Source organism: Calothrix sp. PCC 7507, assembly GCF_000316575.1.
Classification (GTDB): Bacteria; Cyanobacteriota; Cyanobacteriia; order Cyanobacteriales; family Nostocaceae; genus Fortiea.
The window spans coordinates 3907542-3922964 of the sequence record NC_019682.1; the positions used below are offsets into that span (position 1 = coordinate 3907542).

14 protein-coding genes are annotated in these 15423 nt (G+C 40.5%); 9 read left to right on the forward strand and 5 right to left on the reverse strand.

Going from position 1 to position 15423, the window contains the following annotated elements:
* Positions 1–36: 36 nt before the first annotated feature.
* The 5 genes from CAL7507_RS16525 to CAL7507_RS16540 all read left to right on the forward strand — a co-directional run bounded on the left by CAL7507_RS16525 (position 37) and on the right by CAL7507_RS16540 (position 4925).
* A complete protein-coding gene (locus CAL7507_RS16525; RefSeq protein WP_015129625.1) occupies positions 37–594 on the forward strand; it encodes an RDD family protein in 558 nt (185 codons plus the stop codon).
* A 126-nt stretch (positions 595–720) separates the two neighbouring features.
* A complete protein-coding gene (gene rpmG / locus CAL7507_RS30910) occupies positions 721–915 on the forward strand; it encodes a 50S ribosomal protein L33 (protein WP_015129626.1) in 195 nt (64 codons plus the stop codon).
* Between the two features lie 2 nt (positions 916–917).
* Positions 918–1133, forward strand: coding sequence for a 30S ribosomal protein S18 (gene rpsR, locus CAL7507_RS16530; RefSeq protein WP_015129627.1), 216 nt, complete (start codon positions 918–920; stop codon positions 1131–1133).
* Between the two features lie 268 nt (positions 1134–1401).
* On the forward strand, positions 1402–3453 hold the full coding sequence (locus tag CAL7507_RS16535) for a ribonuclease catalytic domain-containing protein (protein WP_015129628.1): 2052 nt from the start codon (positions 1402–1404) through the stop codon (positions 3451–3453).
* A gap of 857 nt (positions 3454–4310) precedes the next feature.
* Entirely contained in the window at positions 4311–4925 is a 615-nt protein-coding gene (locus tag CAL7507_RS16540) for a pentapeptide repeat-containing protein (protein WP_015129629.1), read from the forward strand.
* Between the two features lie 225 nt (positions 4926–5150).
* Here CAL7507_RS16540 and CAL7507_RS16545 read toward each other — a convergent pair whose 3' ends face one another.
* The 3 genes from CAL7507_RS16545 to fraC form a co-directional block, all read right to left on the reverse strand.
* Positions 5151–5930, reverse strand: a complete 780-nt coding sequence (locus CAL7507_RS16545; protein WP_015129630.1) for an ABC transporter permease — start codon at positions 5928–5930, stop codon at positions 5151–5153.
* A gap of 55 nt (positions 5931–5985) precedes the next feature.
* Positions 5986–7017, reverse strand: coding sequence for a septal junction protein FraD (gene fraD, locus CAL7507_RS16550; RefSeq protein WP_015129631.1), 1032 nt, complete (start codon positions 7015–7017; stop codon positions 5986–5988).
* 64 nt (positions 7018–7081) lie between these two features.
* The gene (fraC, locus tag CAL7507_RS16555) at positions 7082–7621 is read right to left on the reverse strand and encodes a filament integrity protein FraC (protein WP_015129632.1); all 540 of its coding nucleotides are present in this window, start codon (positions 7619–7621) and stop codon (positions 7082–7084) included.
* A gap of 234 nt (positions 7622–7855) precedes the next feature.
* On the opposite strand from fraC, the gene CAL7507_RS16560 reads away from it, so the two are divergent.
* Positions 7856–8992 carry a cob(I)yrinic acid a,c-diamide adenosyltransferase gene (locus CAL7507_RS16560; protein WP_015129633.1) on the forward strand — a complete coding sequence of 379 codons (1137 nt, stop codon included), beginning with the start codon at positions 7856–7858 and terminating at the stop codon, positions 8990–8992.
* Positions 8993–9180: 188 nt separating this feature from the next.
* Here the strand turns inward: CAL7507_RS16560 and CAL7507_RS16565 are convergent, their stop codons facing one another.
* Positions 9181–9444, reverse strand: coding sequence for a hypothetical protein (locus tag CAL7507_RS16565; protein WP_015129634.1), 264 nt, complete (start codon positions 9442–9444; stop codon positions 9181–9183).
* A gap of 672 nt (positions 9445–10116) precedes the next feature.
* Here CAL7507_RS16565 and CAL7507_RS16570 point away from each other — a divergent pair.
* Both CAL7507_RS16570 and CAL7507_RS16575 read left to right on the forward strand, forming a co-directional pair.
* Positions 10117–11130 carry a cyanophycin synthase gene (locus CAL7507_RS16570; RefSeq protein ID WP_015129635.1) on the forward strand — a complete coding sequence of 338 codons (1014 nt, stop codon included), beginning with the start codon at positions 10117–10119 and terminating at the stop codon, positions 11128–11130.
* Positions 11131–11710: 580 nt separating this feature from the next.
* Positions 11711–13810 carry a polysaccharide biosynthesis tyrosine autokinase gene (locus CAL7507_RS16575; protein ID WP_015129636.1) on the forward strand — a complete coding sequence of 700 codons (2100 nt, stop codon included), beginning with the start codon at positions 11711–11713 and terminating at the stop codon, positions 13808–13810.
* Positions 13811–13912: 102 nt separating this feature from the next.
* On the opposite strand, the gene CAL7507_RS16580 is transcribed toward CAL7507_RS16575, so the two are convergent.
* On the reverse strand, positions 13913–14392 hold the full coding sequence (locus tag CAL7507_RS16580) for a hypothetical protein (RefSeq protein WP_015129637.1): 480 nt from the start codon (positions 14390–14392) through the stop codon (positions 13913–13915).
* 235 nt (positions 14393–14627) lie between these two features.
* On the opposite strand from CAL7507_RS16580, the gene rnc reads away from it, so the two are divergent.
* Positions 14628–15341 carry a ribonuclease III gene (rnc, locus tag CAL7507_RS16585; RefSeq protein WP_015129638.1) on the forward strand — a complete coding sequence of 238 codons (714 nt, stop codon included), beginning with the start codon at positions 14628–14630 and terminating at the stop codon, positions 15339–15341.
* Positions 15342–15423: the final 82 nt, after the last annotated feature.

Below are 15423 nucleotides of genomic sequence, written 5' to 3' on the forward strand. Positions count from 1 at the left end.
ATTCTCCCACCCCTCAAGAAAAACACCTAATTTTGTATGACTATCGAACGCATTCCCCAAAAACACTATCCCAAAGCTGAGATTGGGCGGCGAGGTATGGCATTAGGGCTGGATTTCCTTGGTGTCTGGTTAGTCAGTTCCCTCATGGGAGGCGGTGATTCTGGGATTCAATTTATCCAAATTTTTGTGTTTGCGATCGCCTGGTTACTTTTACGAGTGATAGTCGTCTACAACAATCAAGGGCAGAGTTTAGGGCGTTGGGCATTTGATATGAAGGTGTTAGAAGTAGAATCTGGGGAAGTAACTGGCAAAATTCCCGCCTTACAAGCGCTACTAAAGCGAGAGGCGATCATCGGTGTAGGCGCGCTTTTAGTGTCAATTGCTCTAGGTAACATTAGATTCAATCCCACTGCTATACTGCTAATACTTCCTCTGGCTGTTGACTGTGGTACAGCCTGGTATGATCAGCTGATGCATCAGGCTTTGCATGATCGCTATGGTGGTACTATCATAGTTTCGTCGCGTCGTGGCTATGCGCTCGATATAAAAATTAAGCAATTAGTTGAAAATATGCGGCGCAATGTGAGAAGATAGTCATTTGTGTGAAATCAGCGAACAGTGAACAGCCAACAGTGAACAGTAAACAGACTGATAACTGATAACTGATAACTGATAACTGATAAATGTTAATTCTCTTCAGGCTTTACGGTTTGTAAGATTATGGCTAAGAGCAAAGGCGCCCGTATAATAGTGACACTGGAATGTACCGAGTGTCGCACCAACTCCAACAAGCGTTCTGCTGGTGTTTCACGATATACAAGTACGAAAAATCGACGCAACACCACCAACCGCTTAGAACTGAAAAAGTTCTGTACCCACTGCAATACACACACAGTCCACAAGGAAATTAAGTAAAGATGAGTTATTACCGTCGGCGTTTATCTCCGATTAAACCAGGAGAACCAATCGATTATAAAGATGTTGATTTGTTGCGTAAGTTTATCACCGAGCGGGGCAAAATATTGCCACGTCGGATTACTGGGCTGACATCCCAGCAACAGCGAGACTTGACATTAGCAATTAAACGTTCTCGAATTGTGGCTTTGTTGCCATTTATTAATGCAGAAGGCTAAAACAATTTTGGATTTGGGATTTTGCGGAAAGTCTGAGCGCCGGCTTCCGGCGCTCAGAACTTTCAAAGACAGATTTTGGATGATCGCAAGAAGCTGCGTTTAAATGGAAATTTAGCTTGATTTTTCTGAGTCCAGAATCTCAAATCTGAAATTAAGTAAAGTGCAAAATAGGCTGCTGCATTGAAAATAGTTGGATTCGGGATTTGATACCAGCTATTAAATCCAAAATCCAAAATCCAAAATCTAAAATTAATAAAGTGCGAGAGTTGTGGACAAGGGTACGCTAGTTGAATTTAGGGTTCAAGGCGATCGCCGTTTGGGGGTAGTAGACCGTCCAGACGGCAAGACCCGTTGGTTTGTGGTAGACGAACGCGGCCAATCCCATAGCCTCGCGCCTAGACAAATCACATATACAGTTAACGGACAAACTTACAAGCCAACTGAAATTGACCACTTTCTTGAGCAGGTCAAGCCATATTTAGATCCATCAAGCTTAGAAGTAGCTTGGGAATTACTCGTTGAAGATGGGGAAACAATCACCCCGTCCCAAATGGCAAATCTGCTGTTTTCGGAATCAGCAGCGCCTCATTGTTACGCCGCACACTGCTTGTTATCAGACGACAAACTCTATTTCAAGCAAAAAGGAGATGCTTATGAAACTCGCACCGCAGCTCAGGTAGCAGAACGCAAGCATCAGTTAGAAGTAGAAGCCCAAAAGGCTAGGGGACAACAGGAATTTTTGTCGCGTGTAGAGCAGGCACTCACTGGCGTTGCAGTAGAATGGCAACGTCACGATCGCCAGCGTCTAGAAGGACTAGAAAAATACGCAGCCTTGATGGCGGATATCGTGCGGACAGGGGTAAATTATGACTCTTTGTCTAGAGCTTATCCCCCCCCAGCAACAGTATTAGAAACCATGACCATGCTGGGACGTTCCGCTACCCCCCAAGGAGCCTTTCAGCTTTTGGTAGACTTAGGCTGGTGGAGTAGCAATGAAAACTTATTCCTGCGGCGTTCGTCAATTCCGGTTCAGTTTCCTAGCAAGGTATTAGAAGTGGCGCAACAGCGTTTGGATTTCCCACCATCCGACCAAGATGGAACCCGTTTGGATTTAACGCACCTGAAGGTGTACACAATTGATGATGAAAGCACGACCGAGATAGACGACGGTCTAAGTTGGGAATCACTCCCAGATGGACGGGAGCATCTGTGGGTGCATATAGCTGACCCTACTCGCTTGCTAGCGCCAGAAGACGATTTAGATTTAGAAGCCAGAAAGCGGGGTAGTACAGTTTATCTACCAACGGGAATGATCCCCATGTTCCCGGAAGTATTAGCCACTGGTCCGATGAGTTTAGTACAAGGGCGGGTTTGTTGCGCCTTGAGCTTTGGTGTGGTTTTAGATCAAACCGGAGCAGTAGCAGAATTTAACATTTATCCCAGCTTCATCAAACCAACCTATCGCCTCACCTATGAAGATGTGGATGAGATGCTGGAATTAGGGGTAGAAGCAGAACCAGAAATTGCGGCGATCGCACTTTGGGCTAAACGACGCCGCAATTGGCGCTACGATCAAGGTGCCATCAGCATTAATATGCCGGAAGCCATGATCAAAGTCAAAGGCGACGAGATCAGCATTGATATTTTAGATGACTCCTCATCACGGCAACTAGTAGCAGAAATGATGATTTTAGCCGGCGAAGTAGCCGCACGCTACGGTCAAACTCATAACATTCCCCTCCCTTTTCGCGGTCAGCCACAGCCAGAATTACCCCCAGAAGAGGAATTACTCCAACTACCAGCAGGATTTGTCCGCGCCTGTGCTATGCGTCGTTGTATGCCGAAAAGTGAGATGAGCATCACTCCTGTGCGTCATGCAGGTTTGGGTTTGAATACTTACACCCAGGCGACTTCTCCCATTCGTCGCTATAGCGACTTGCTCACCCACTTCCAGCTAAAAGCTCATTTACGCGGTGAAGTTTTACCTTTTTCAGCCGAACAACTCAAAGAAGTGATGATGACAGTCACCAGTACAACCCAAGAGGTGACAATGGTAGAACGGCAAACTAACAGATATTGGGCTTTAGAATATTTACGTCGTCAGCCAGAGCAAGTTTGGCAAGTGACCGTTTTAATGTGGCTCAGAGAAGACAGCAATTTGGCACTAATTTTGTTAGAAGATTTGGGTTTGCAATTGCCAATGTCTTTTAGAAGGGATGTTAATTTAGGCGAACAATTGTTAGTCAAAGTTGGCCTCGCCGATCCACAAAAAGATATGATTCAGTTTCAAGAAATAATTTACCAAGAAGCACTTAATTAAATAACTGAAGCTTTCAAACTCACCATTCATATTTAGGATTTACTGTCAATGCGTAAATCCTAGTTAGTTTAGTAACAAATGAGCTTTTTTTTGTCTATGCCGCATTTTTGACTGAGATAATCCCCTCACTACACCACTGGATAAGTAGCCATCGGTCAGAGTCTTTATCTAATACTGGCTTGAGGCGGAAATTAAAAACCTCTTGCCAAACCTCTACCCCATGCTGGGATACAAAATCTGCTTCCAATTCTTTGAACTGTTCCTATTGCCTATCACCGATAGCTGTCAGCATGGGAATGATTGCGGTGATTGAAACTTGTGCTGCAACAGGTGTCATTCTGGGTAGTCCTCAAAAATACAAATAATCGGCATAAGTGGTTTTTTGGTGTTGATGATTTTAATCAACCGCTTACCTTTGCTTCTGGCGAGTGCAAAACAGGCTAGCTCTGTTTCTGCTGCTGACCAAAGTTAAAAACGTTGTCGTAGACATCGAACAGCAACTTCCAACGGCTCTTGTACTGATAACTGTTAACTGAAGAGACTTTCTATGTAACATCTCTAGCAATCTCAATAATCTTACCAATGACAATGTCACGTCTTAATAGACGATGATACCCTTGTATTTAGTCGCTGACTCTTAAGTATGAAATGGGTTGAAATTATCAATCTTTCATGACCTATGTCAGAATTTTTTGTTTAAAAAACCACTAAAAGAGCGAGTTTTTCGTTCAAGACTGATTTTTCCTCCAGATATTTCTGATTTACCGTCTAGCTTATCTACTTTTGGGGTGTACTCTCAATATACAGTAACTCTCGCAATCAACTGTTGCCATAATTTACACTTTGAGGTAAACGCCATGAGAAATTATGCAGATAAACAAGACCTCATATTAAGTCAACTTACAGATAAACATTTTCAGCACCGGGATTTTAGTGGATGTGATTTAAGCGGAATCGACCTCAGAGCAGTTGATTTAAGTGGTGTGAATTTGATGGGAGCAGATTTGCGTAGTGCAAATCTATGTGGCTCAATTCTCACTGGTGCTAACCTTAAAGAGGTCAATTTGTATGAAGCTAATTTGACTAATGCTGATTTAACGCAAGCAAATTTATGTGGAGCTTTTTTAAGACGATCGCAATTTAATGGTAGTAATCTTTGGGGAGCCTCTTTATGTGCAGCTAATTTGAGTGAAGCAGATTTGAGCGCAGCCAAATTAGTGGAAGCATCTCTAATTGAAGCTAACTTAGAGAGAGCCAATCTCACAGGCGCAAACTTATGTGGCGCAATACTAGTTGAAGCAAATTTAACCCACGCTAACTTAACTGGCGCAGATATGACATGGGTAAACTTAACAGCAGCCAACTTGACTGAAGCGCAACTTTGGGACACAAACCTGATTTACGCCAACCTGCGGAATACAATCATGCCTGATGGTACAATTCAATACCCGGAAATAGTATTTATTTCCTAAGCTTTGTTCAGCTCACCAATTTTAGATTCTTAATTAATTCAATGTTAATACAGCAGAATTCAGGAATAGAACAAGCTTTGAAACCTAGGTTGTGTACTTTAGCAACTTGAAATCAGCTATAAATGATAGGTAATAGGGAATTAAATTGTCTTAATTACCAATTACCTATTATTTATTGGGGACTGGGTACTGAATTCTGACTCCCAACTCCTAACTCCCGACCAATTAAAATTCCCGTTGTGAGAAAATGAGCATAGCGATCGCTAATAGCATGGCACTATACAACAAGCCATAGCCAGCATTAGTAATTAGCGTAGTCGCATCAGGAAGCGCTTGCAGACCATAAACAGCATCATTTTTCAGATCCAATCGAGATAAATCTGGCAAAATGAGATACACACCTTGAGTGAAGCGTTCAATAGCAGGGTTGCGACTCAGACGACCAAATTGTAATAAATCTTGAGTTATATTCCCCATTAAATATACGGCACATGTTAAAGTTATTGCCAATAGGGAACTAGTGAATACACCAAAGGTAATCGCTACAGCAGTGATTAAAGTAAGCTGTAAAAATATGAATATAGCAGCAATTAAAATACTTGCTGTGGGATGGGAAATATTACCAAATTGTAAAAATGCTAAATAAATCACTGTCATTATAGTGATTAATAAAGCTAGTACTGCTGATAACCCCAAATATTTACCAGTAATAAATTCGCTGCGGCTAATTGGTTTAGCAACTAACACCAAAATAGTACGTTTTTCTATTTCTTTGTTAACCATTCCTGTACCCACAAAAATAGCAACAATCAAGCCGATGATACTCATTGCTACTATCCCAAAGTCTAAAAATATTTTGCCTTCGGTAGTAGCTGCAAATTCAGGAAGTAAGCGAATAGCGGCTGCAAGAATGAGTGCATAGAAGCCGATAATATAGAGGATGCGATCGCGTATCACTTCCTGAAATACATTTTTTGCAATTACAAAAATTCTATCGAAACTCATTATATTTGTCATTTGTCATTTGTTCAAGAATTATTTCCCCGCTACCCCACTCCTCTTACCGCGATGGTGGAGGTGAACCAGCAATAGGTTTACTCACGCGGCCGCACTCAATTTCTGCAACGATTACTGTGTCTTCTGGTTTCTTAGTCTTTGCATAATTTGCAATTGGCCGAATTTGACAAGACTTCTTCAAGTAATAACCACGTGAGTTGGAACTGGGACCAGTCCAAATACTGAGTATATCTAGTAAATACTCATCTTTTTTACTAACATTAGGATTGGATATTCGTGGTTCAATACGCCATAATTCCTTCTCATCAAATTCTTTCAGGCGCTTGTCAAGCATGACTTCCTGAGTGAGGACTGCAAGATTAGGATTAGCCTTTTGTAGCCATTTTTCTGCTTTTGCCCAAGGTTGTTTATCTATTTGTTGTTCTACTAATGGTTGTAGTTTGTTTAAAATATAAACTCCATTGTTAGTAATTTTTGCTGGTGCTTCTGTTCTCACAACAAAAGTACTGCGCTTAAAATTATCTGACATTAAGCTAGGATATTCTTTTAACCAGTTATCCATGACAAAGTAAAACTGAATCCAGCAACTTAACAGCATACAACTGGCAAATAATATTATCAGTTTTTGGCGTTCTTCCGGTTTAGGAATTTGAGCTTTAGCATCAGTACCAGTCCCTTCAAAAAAACTGGGTATTGCAGTAATTAGTGCTGCAATTGTCGGCCAAAGAACAATAGTTCCTGATGTAATTCCCACGCGCTCATTGCCAAAAGCAAAAACACTGACTAAAAACCCCGTTATTAATGCGCCTACTGGCATAAAAGTACCGGGAACTCTCACAGGATCGTCAGTAGTGTACCAAGCTGTACCGGCAATTAAAAATAACCAACCACAAAGTGCAATTATTTCCTTAATAGGAGTACCGGCAAAATACGAAAGTCCCCAAGAAAAAATACTTAAATAAATGAAGGTTTGCCAGGAATATGCTTTGGTTGGAACTACTAGCTTCTTAATTCCCCCGTAGATATCTTCAACAAACTTGAATATAAACAATAAATCTTTCAATAATGCTCCCATATTTTCACCTCTAAATTTTGAGTAAACAATAATTTAACTTATAGCTTGTACAGTGAAAATAATTCTACCTAAGCCTAATTAACAAAATAATAGTAATAGCACTGTAGCTCAAGGAATTTGCTATTAATGTGGTAGTTACTAAATTTGTGTTTTGAAATTTGAGCTTGCCAAGGCGACGCGATTTACGTTGCACAGAGAAAGACTCTGGTTCTTCTTTTGTGACGATTTTGTCACTTAATGAAAGCAAGGAAATTCTGAGAAGTAAGAATTTCATGATAAAAGTCGCAAAGAAAATGATAAAAGCAGTTAAGATAATTAACGTTTGGGTAGTAGGTGATTTAAAATTATTAAAGAAGACATAATTAATTAATTCTGATTTTAATGGTATTGGTAACATTGGTTCTAGGATAAAAAATCCTATCCAACCAATCACACTAGAAAAGAGATTGACAGAAAGAGCATAAAAAGTACTACTTTTCTTGTCAAATTTCAGCCGAGTGTTAAAAACATAGGCTTCTATTGGTACGGCTATTAGTAAAAATAAAAAGTGAAACAAAATTGCACCGATGGGGAAAATACTGGGAGGTGTCCAATTTTCAAACATAAAAGGTCAGTAGGAAGGATTAACTTTAGAGAGTATAACCGCGATAGTGAGGTTAATGGGGGCAATTATCTCATTGTTCTCGCCATTTACTACGTTGGTGTGCCAGTATTTTCCCATTTGTCTTATTAATACATTAAGCTGGCTATTATACGTAGGTGATATCAAGGCTTATCTATCCCATAGTGCAAGACGTTAGGTAAGATTAAAGACTTCAACGTTATAGCTTTTCGAGAAATGACAAGGAACGGTATCGGTATTCGCACGGCGCAAGTGCGTCCTGAACGGCTCACTGGTCAAATTCACGTCTACGATGGCGCAGGGAAAGGCAAATCCCAAGCGGCTTTAGGAGTCGTTTTACGCTCGATTGGCTTAGGGATAAATACACCAAGTGATTCTAACCGCGTTTTATTACTGCGGTTTCTTAAGGGACCAGAACGTGATTACGACGAAGATGGAGCGATCGCTGCTTTGCAGCGCGGGTTCCCTCACTTAATTGACCAAGTGCGGACTGGGAGAGCAGAGTTTTTTGGCCCGGAAGAAATTACTACCTTTGACCGCGCTGAAGCATCACGGGGTTGGGATGTAGCCAAAGGAGCGATCGCTAGCGGACTGTATTCAGTTGTCGTCTTGGACGAAATTAACCCCGTTCTAGATTTAGATTTGCTCCCAGTCGATGAAGTGGTGCAGACGCTAAAATCCAAACCCCAGGAACTAGAAATTATAGCTACTGGACGTGCTGCACCACAAAAGTTGCTCGATATTGCTGACTTGCACTCAGAAATGAAACCCCAACACCATCCGACAGCAAAAGCACTATTTATTGAGGGAATTGAAATTTATACGGGTGCTGGTAAAGGCAAGTCTACCAGCGCCTTGGGGAAGGCTCTCAAAGCCATAGGTAGGGGAATTAATCATCCGGGTTCTACCCGTGTGTTAATCATGCAGTGGCTCAAAGGTGGTAGTGGTTATACAGAAGATGCAGCGATCGCCGCCTTACAACAGTCCTATCCTGAAGTGGTGGATCATCAACGCTGCGGTCGAGATGCGATTGTGTGGCGAAATTCTCGCCAAGAATTAGACTATGTGGAAGCAGAACGGGGTTGGGAAATTGCCAAAACAGCGATCGCCTGTGGATTGTATAAAACCATCATTCTCGATGAACTCAATCCCACCGTTGACTTAGAATTACTTCCCATTGAACCGATTGTACAAGCCTTACTCCGCAAACCCCGCGACACAGAAATCATCATTACTGGTCGCTGTCAGCATCAACCTGCTTACTTTGACTTAGCCAGCGTTCACTCCGAAGTTTACTGTCACAAGCACTATGCCAATCAAGGCGTAGAACTCAAACGTGGGGTAGATTTTTAAATTTAGTCAGGAGTCAAGAGTCAAGAGTCAAGGTTATTATCTCCCTGCTCCCTTCTTAGATTAAAACCCCTGCAAAACAGGGGTTTTTTCAACTTTCATCAAAAACTATTATCTTGCGAGTGTTTCATATTGGTTGATAATTACACTCTTAATTTGACTGCAAGTGTGTAGATGTTGATCACAAAATTTTAAACCAAAGATTCATCTTGTTGGTAATCAACAACAACCTCGAAAGAAGAGTTAGGGATCTCCTGACGGAGGTGACGCAAATATCCATCTGCATCAGAACGACTGCGGAATCGAGCAACAATTACCCGTTCCATGTCAGGAATTAAACGAGCGATCGCCCAAGCATTAAGACGCTTTTTGTAGGCGTTGACGCGGATTGGCTGGTCTTCAGAAATCGCTTGAGTTACAGAGGTGGAACTTTTGTATTCGGTATTTTGTGGCATGAAGTAGGGTATCCATCGGGAGTTGAGTGAAGGGCGTTAGCAAGTCTCTTCTCGGGGATGCACTAACGCTTCTTTAACCTTGATGCACCCTTGTTAATACATTATTTTCTGATTGTCAACACTTAGTGTTCAATGTTCGAGCTAGCTAAGTTGCTCTGTTGAATCACCCAATAAACCCTAAATGACTGCAGATTATGCCAAAAACCTTTCAGATACCTAGGTTGGGCTTCGTTACTTAACCCAACCTTACCTCGAAAGATGTTGGGTTTCACTACCCTGTGGGAAGCTGCCTCCGGCGTTTACGTTCCACCCAACCTACAATTCTTCTTAACACCAAGCGTATTGGATTATGTACAGGATTGACAATCTATCACTCAGAACTTAAATAATATATTGTGTCTATTTTCCAGGTTTGTACCGATAAAACCACAAGATTATGACAACAGTGACAAAAAATAGTGTGTAGGGTGGGCAATGCCCACCATATTCCGGGTTTTGGTGGGCTAAGTATATTTCAAAAATCAAATACTAGTCCCATAGCAAATATTCCACCTGTACAATCTGTCTCAAAGCACAAAATTTAGAGTATATCTGAGTAGTTAATGAGTCGATATCGTCTCATAAATCAATAGTTTAAAAAATTAAAGTTTAAAAATATAATTTTTCCTCAAAATGAACGTACCATTTGTAACATCAATTATTCAAAAAGTTGCAGAAGAAATAGGAGCATTAGTTATTCTAGATCCAGAGTATAAATCAGTTGGACACATCATTTTTAAGAATGGGAATAAAACTGTTTTTCGTGCCAATCAGTTAAATATTAATGGCTTTGGCTCAGGAGAAATAGCCAAAGATAAGGGTTGTTCTAGTTTCTTCCTCAAACATTTTGGATATAAAGTTCCTGAAGGAAAAACATTTTTTAGCAAAAAATTATGTGAAAGAATACCAACGCTGAGAAATATTGATAATGGATGGGATTATGCTAGAGAGCTTGGGTTTCCTGTAATTGTCAAACCGCTAAATCTTAGTCAAGGAATCTTAGTTGCCAAGATTTATAACAAGCGAGAATATTATCAAGTAGCTAAAAAAATATTAAGAAAAACATCAGGCTTCATCGTCGAGCGATTTCATAATGGTAATGACTATAGAGTTGTAGTATTAGATGGAGAAGTTATTGTAGCCTATCAAAGGCTCCCTTTATTTATAGTGGGAAATGCAAAATCCACTATCTTAGAGCTTTTACAGCAAAAACAAGAGGACTTTCTCAAAACAGGTAGAAAAAAAGTAATAGATTTTGAGGATTTCCGCATCAAAAGAAAACTCCAAAGGCAGAAACTAACTTTTGATAGCGTTATACCAAAAGATGCTATTGTCTATCTTCTTGATAATGCAAATTTATCAAGCGGAGGAGAGGGGATAGATGTAACCGAAAGTATTCATCCAGATTTTCAAAAACTAGCCATTCATATCACTAAAGATATGGGACTAAGATTAGCAGGTGTAGATATAATTACCAGCGACATAGCATTGCCGATGGTTAACTATACAATCATCGAAGTAAATGCCTCACCTGGCTTATCTAACTATGCCTCAATTGGTGATGCTCAGACTAAGAGAGTAGAAAATTTATATTTAAAAGTTCTCAGCTCACTAGAAAATGATCAAATCAGCAAAGAAATTTGCTGACTATATAATTGTAAATATAAGACATATAGAAATCATATTTGATTTCTGAAAAAATCATAGTATTTGTAGTGGACTGTTTCAGCTAAAATAGTGCAATAAAAGAAATTCTATCCGCGTTTATCTGCGTGCATCTGCGTTTAATTACATCCAAGCCTATCGCATCATTTTAGTCGTGTCAGTCCAGTAGTAGTGTGACAAAGCTGAAATGTTGTATAGGAATCCGATAGATCTCCAACTTCTTCAAGAAGTCGAGGATCTATCGGATCAATTAAGTCTATTTACTTAGTTAAATATAAAAGTATACTCAAAATCTTCAGGGAAATTCCTGATACCTAAATTGTAATCCTCCTTGAGGTGCTGATGAAAGAAACTGATCTGTTATGTGGGTGTAGCGGATACACAATCGATAACGTTTATAGAGGATAGTGGCTTCTAGCCTGGGGGTGATTTACAAAAATGAGATACTCCTGTTTAAATACAGCTGTCCTGGATATAGGTTGCATAACAATACACTCATAGGTAGGAGCGTTCAAAGCATTCACCTCTGTCAGGTATACAATTAGTTTAATTGACAAATGCTATGCTGAAATCAGATAAAAATCCTTACGCATTGTCGGCAATTAATATTTCCCAAATAAGCCATGATGTTGATGATGAATTAAATCTTGGTCAAATTGCAACAATTTTACGTCGCCGATGCTTATTAGTTGCTGGTATAACATTTTTAGTAGCAACAGGAGCAGTATTAAAAGCTGAAATAGATGCCTCAGTGTATCAAGGAACATTCCAGATTTTAACTAAGCCTGTGACTGGTGAGAATAAGGCTATAGCGAATCTTCCTCAAACTATAAATACTCAAGAAGAGACACCAGATAAATCAACAGCAGCAAAGACGTTTGAGACAACAATTACAGTGTTACAAAGCCCTAAAGTTTTGTCTCCTGTTCTAGAAAATCTCAAAAATCAGTACCCGTCTCTGACCTATGAATCACTGATTAAAGAATTAACTATTACGTCTAAAATGTCCAATATTTTAGATGTAAAATATACCAATCCTGACCAAAAGCAAGTCAGAGATGTATCAAAGTTACTTGCTGAAGCCTATTTGAATTATAGTCTAGAAGAACGTCAGTTAGATGTTGACCAGGCAATAGACTTCGTAATTAGACAAAGACAGCCACTAGAGCAGCAAGTTAAATTCTGGCAAAACAAATTACGAGATTTGCGGCTAGATAACAACTTGATTAACCCGACACAAAAATCTCAAGAATTGGCTAATCAGGCTACTTTATTAAAACAGCAGCAAATAGAAAATCGGGTACAATTAGAACAATTGGTAGCAAGGTATCAAGATTTGCAAAGAGAGTTAGCTCAAAAGCCTGGAGAGAGAGCAGGTAATTCTTTGTTGAGTGAAAATACGCGCTATCAAAAGATACTAGATTACATCCAAACAACAGATATGGCTCTTAAACAACAGTCAGCCATACTAACAGATAATAATCCATTAATGGTGACTTTAAAACAGAAAAAAGATGTTTTAATGCCCTTACTGACACAAGAAGAAGTACGGGTACAAAAAAATTTACAAAGCCGTATTTGGGAACTATCAGCACGCGATCGCTCCCTGAATGAAAAAATCAAAAATCTGAATGCTGATGTCAGGAATTTGGCTAATATTACTCGTAACCACGATAATATTCAACGGGAATTACAAGTTGCTAGCGATGCCCTAACTCAATTTACAGCTAAACAGCAAGCTTTGCAAATTGAGAAATCTCAAAAGCAGCAACCTTGGCTGTTGCTAGATCCAAAACTTACTACAATAAATCAGCCTGATAATGTTTCTAATAATGCTGTGCTAATGCTAGTGGTAGGAAGCATTTTAGGCTTGATTTTGGGTGTATCAGCAGCTTTTGCTGTGGATAAACTCAGCAATGTCTTTTACTCTACTAGAGAACTTAAAGATGCTACTAAATTACCATTATTAGGGATAGTTCCCTTAAGCAAACAACTAGAAGCCGCAACAAAGCAGCATATATTGTCAGGAGAAAAACAACCTTGTGAAACATCATTTTTTGAGGTCTTTCGTTCTCTCTATACAAATATTCTGCTTTTGGGTGCAGATGCGCCAATTCATTCTTTAGTAATCAGTTCAGCGGGACAGGGTGATGGAAAGTCTACAGTGGCCGTACAGCTAGCACAGGCTGCAGCAGCAATGGGACAGCGAGTTTTACTTGTGGATGCTAACCTACGTGCCCCTAGTCTACATAAAGGACTGGGAGCAATGAATATGCAGGGCTTAACTGATGTGATTTTACAGGATTTAGACTGGAATCATGTGATTGAGCGATCGCCCCTAGAAGAAAACTTGTTTTTGATGAGTGCAGGACCAATTCCCCCAGACTCAGTCAGATTGCTTGTATCTCACAAAATGCGGGATTTAATGAACGCCATGCAGGCGGCTTTCGATTTAGTGATTTATGACACCCCACCTTTACTAGGGTTCGCAGATGCCTATCTACTAGCGACAAATACTCATGGCATTATCCTAGTAGCTGGACTAGGGAAGCTCAAAAGGACAGCACTACAACAAGTATTAGAAGAGATTCAGATATCTGGCACTCCTATATTAGGGATGATTGCCAATAAATCTAAAGACTCTACGCCTCAATACGCTTAGTGTTAGCTCCTAATGTAGGGGGCAGGGAGCAGGGAGAGGTGAGGGAGACAAATAACTCTTGACTCTTGACAAATGCCACCAATTAGCTTTATTTGCGTTCCGTTACTTATCAGACGACTTCAAAGCCTGATCCAAAACTTGCCGAGCCTGTTCTGCTCTAGCGCGTGCTTCTTGATAACGCAAATTAGCTTGAGCAAAATTTTTGAGAACTTTAAAACCTTCCTTGAGGCGAGTAATTTCTTCCTCAGTCACTGACTGATCTGAGAATAGAACATCAACTGCCTTGCGAATTTCTAATGCTTCAGTGCGTGATTCTTGAACTTTTAACTTGAGTGTAGCCAAGTTACTGAGAATCTGGACAGCTTGCGTAATGGCATCCTCTCCACTAGCTGTCTCAATGTTTGGTTCTTTGACTTCAATCAATTGTTGAGGTCCAAACCCCTCTTCCAGTTCTGTTGGCAGCTTACCTGCATCCATCAGTTCTATCAACTGATCCATTGCTTTTTCGCGGGCTTTGGCTGAATCTTTACCAGAAACAGTGAGGATAATTTCTGGACTTTGAGCGAGAGTATACTGAACCATATTTAAGGCGGGAAATTTGCTGGTTAACCAAGCCGTAGGGTCAGTATCTTAACATGAAGAGAGTGGCAATTAAAAATTACTTTTGGGAATTGTGTTGAACATATTGCCAAGTCAATCAAAATAAAACTTTATACTTGATGAATAAAAAGTGATTTTCAATAGGAGGGGAGAGCAATGGCTCCCAATCCCACCGTCTCCTACTTTCCTCATACCCCCATACCCCCCGCTCAATTTCATGTCTCTTGCTTATCCACGCCGTCAGCGGCAGCTCGAAAGTTTAGTAAAAAAATTAGGTCTGCCGAAAGAAGCACCGATCCAATGGCAACTGCTGGATTTGGCTCTAACTCATCCGACGGTGTCTGAGTCAGCAAATTATGAACAACTGGAGTTTGTTGGTGATGCAGTGGTGCGCTTAGTAGCAGCTGTTGTGTTGTGGGAACATTATCCCGAATGTCCAGTGGGGGATTTTGCGGCAATTCGTTCGGTGTTGGTGAGCGATCGCATTCTGGCTCAATTAGCTAGAGAATATGGTTGGGAACTCTATTTATTAGTCGCTGGTAGTGCTACTGCTGATAAAGTTGGTCAAGAATCACGGTTGGCAGATGCCTTTGAAGCTGTTCTGGGTGCGCTTTATCTCAGCACTAACAATCTAGAACTCATCCGTCCTTGGCTAGACCCCCACTTCAAACAACTAGCCGCAGAAATTCGCCTCGATCCAGCTAGACTGAATTACAAAGCCGCTCTCCAAGAATGGACTCAGGCACACTTCAAAGTTTTACCAGAATATCGGGTTGTGGAAATTACACAACCACACCGCAATCAAGAGCGTTTTGTGGCTGAAGTATGGTTGCACGACAAACAACTAGGTCAAGGCAAAGGACGCTCCATCAAAGCTGCCGAGCAAGCAGCAGCTAAAGTAGCATTTTTAGCAATCCCATCTCAGGAATAACTCTGAACTCAAAGCCCTCATCGTTAGTTGATAATCATGAGTTAATCGTCAATTGTAATTTTTTTTACAAGTGACAACTGAC

Excerpts from the sequence above, each read along its gene's own strand:
- CAL7507_RS16560 (WP_015129633.1), top strand. The coding sequence starts at position 7,856 with ATGACAAGGAACGGTATCGGTATTCGCACGGCGCAAGTGCGTCCTGAA.
- rpmG (WP_015129626.1), top strand. The coding sequence starts at position 721 with ATGGCTAAGAGCAAAGGCGCCCGTATAATAGTGACACTGGAATGTACC.
- rpsR (WP_015129627.1), top strand. The coding sequence starts at position 918 with ATGAGTTATTACCGTCGGCGTTTATCTCCGATTAAACCAGGAGAACCA.
- CAL7507_RS16570 (WP_015129635.1), top strand. The coding sequence starts at position 10,117 with ATGAACGTACCATTTGTAACATCAATTATTCAAAAAGTTGCAGAAGAA.
- rnc (WP_015129638.1), top strand. The coding sequence starts at position 14,628 with ATGTCTCTTGCTTATCCACGCCGTCAGCGGCAGCTCGAAAGTTTAGTA.
- CAL7507_RS16575 (WP_015129636.1), top strand. The coding sequence starts at position 11,711 with ATGCTGAAATCAGATAAAAATCCTTACGCATTGTCGGCAATTAATATT.
- CAL7507_RS16525 (WP_015129625.1), top strand. The coding sequence starts at position 37 with ATGACTATCGAACGCATTCCCCAAAAACACTATCCCAAAGCTGAGATT.
- CAL7507_RS16540 (WP_015129629.1), top strand. The coding sequence starts at position 4,311 with ATGAGAAATTATGCAGATAAACAAGACCTCATATTAAGTCAACTTACA.
- CAL7507_RS16580 (WP_015129637.1), bottom strand. The coding sequence starts at position 14,392 with ATGGTTCAGTATACTCTCGCTCAAAGTCCAGAAATTATCCTCACTGTT.
- fraD (WP_015129631.1), bottom strand. The coding sequence starts at position 7,017 with ATGGGAGCATTATTGAAAGATTTATTGTTTATATTCAAGTTTGTTGAA.
- CAL7507_RS16565 (WP_015129634.1), bottom strand. The coding sequence starts at position 9,444 with ATGCCACAAAATACCGAATACAAAAGTTCCACCTCTGTAACTCAAGCG.
- fraC (WP_015129632.1), bottom strand. The coding sequence starts at position 7,621 with ATGTTTGAAAATTGGACACCTCCCAGTATTTTCCCCATCGGTGCAATT.
- CAL7507_RS16545 (WP_015129630.1), bottom strand. The coding sequence starts at position 5,930 with ATGAGTTTCGATAGAATTTTTGTAATTGCAAAAAATGTATTTCAGGAA.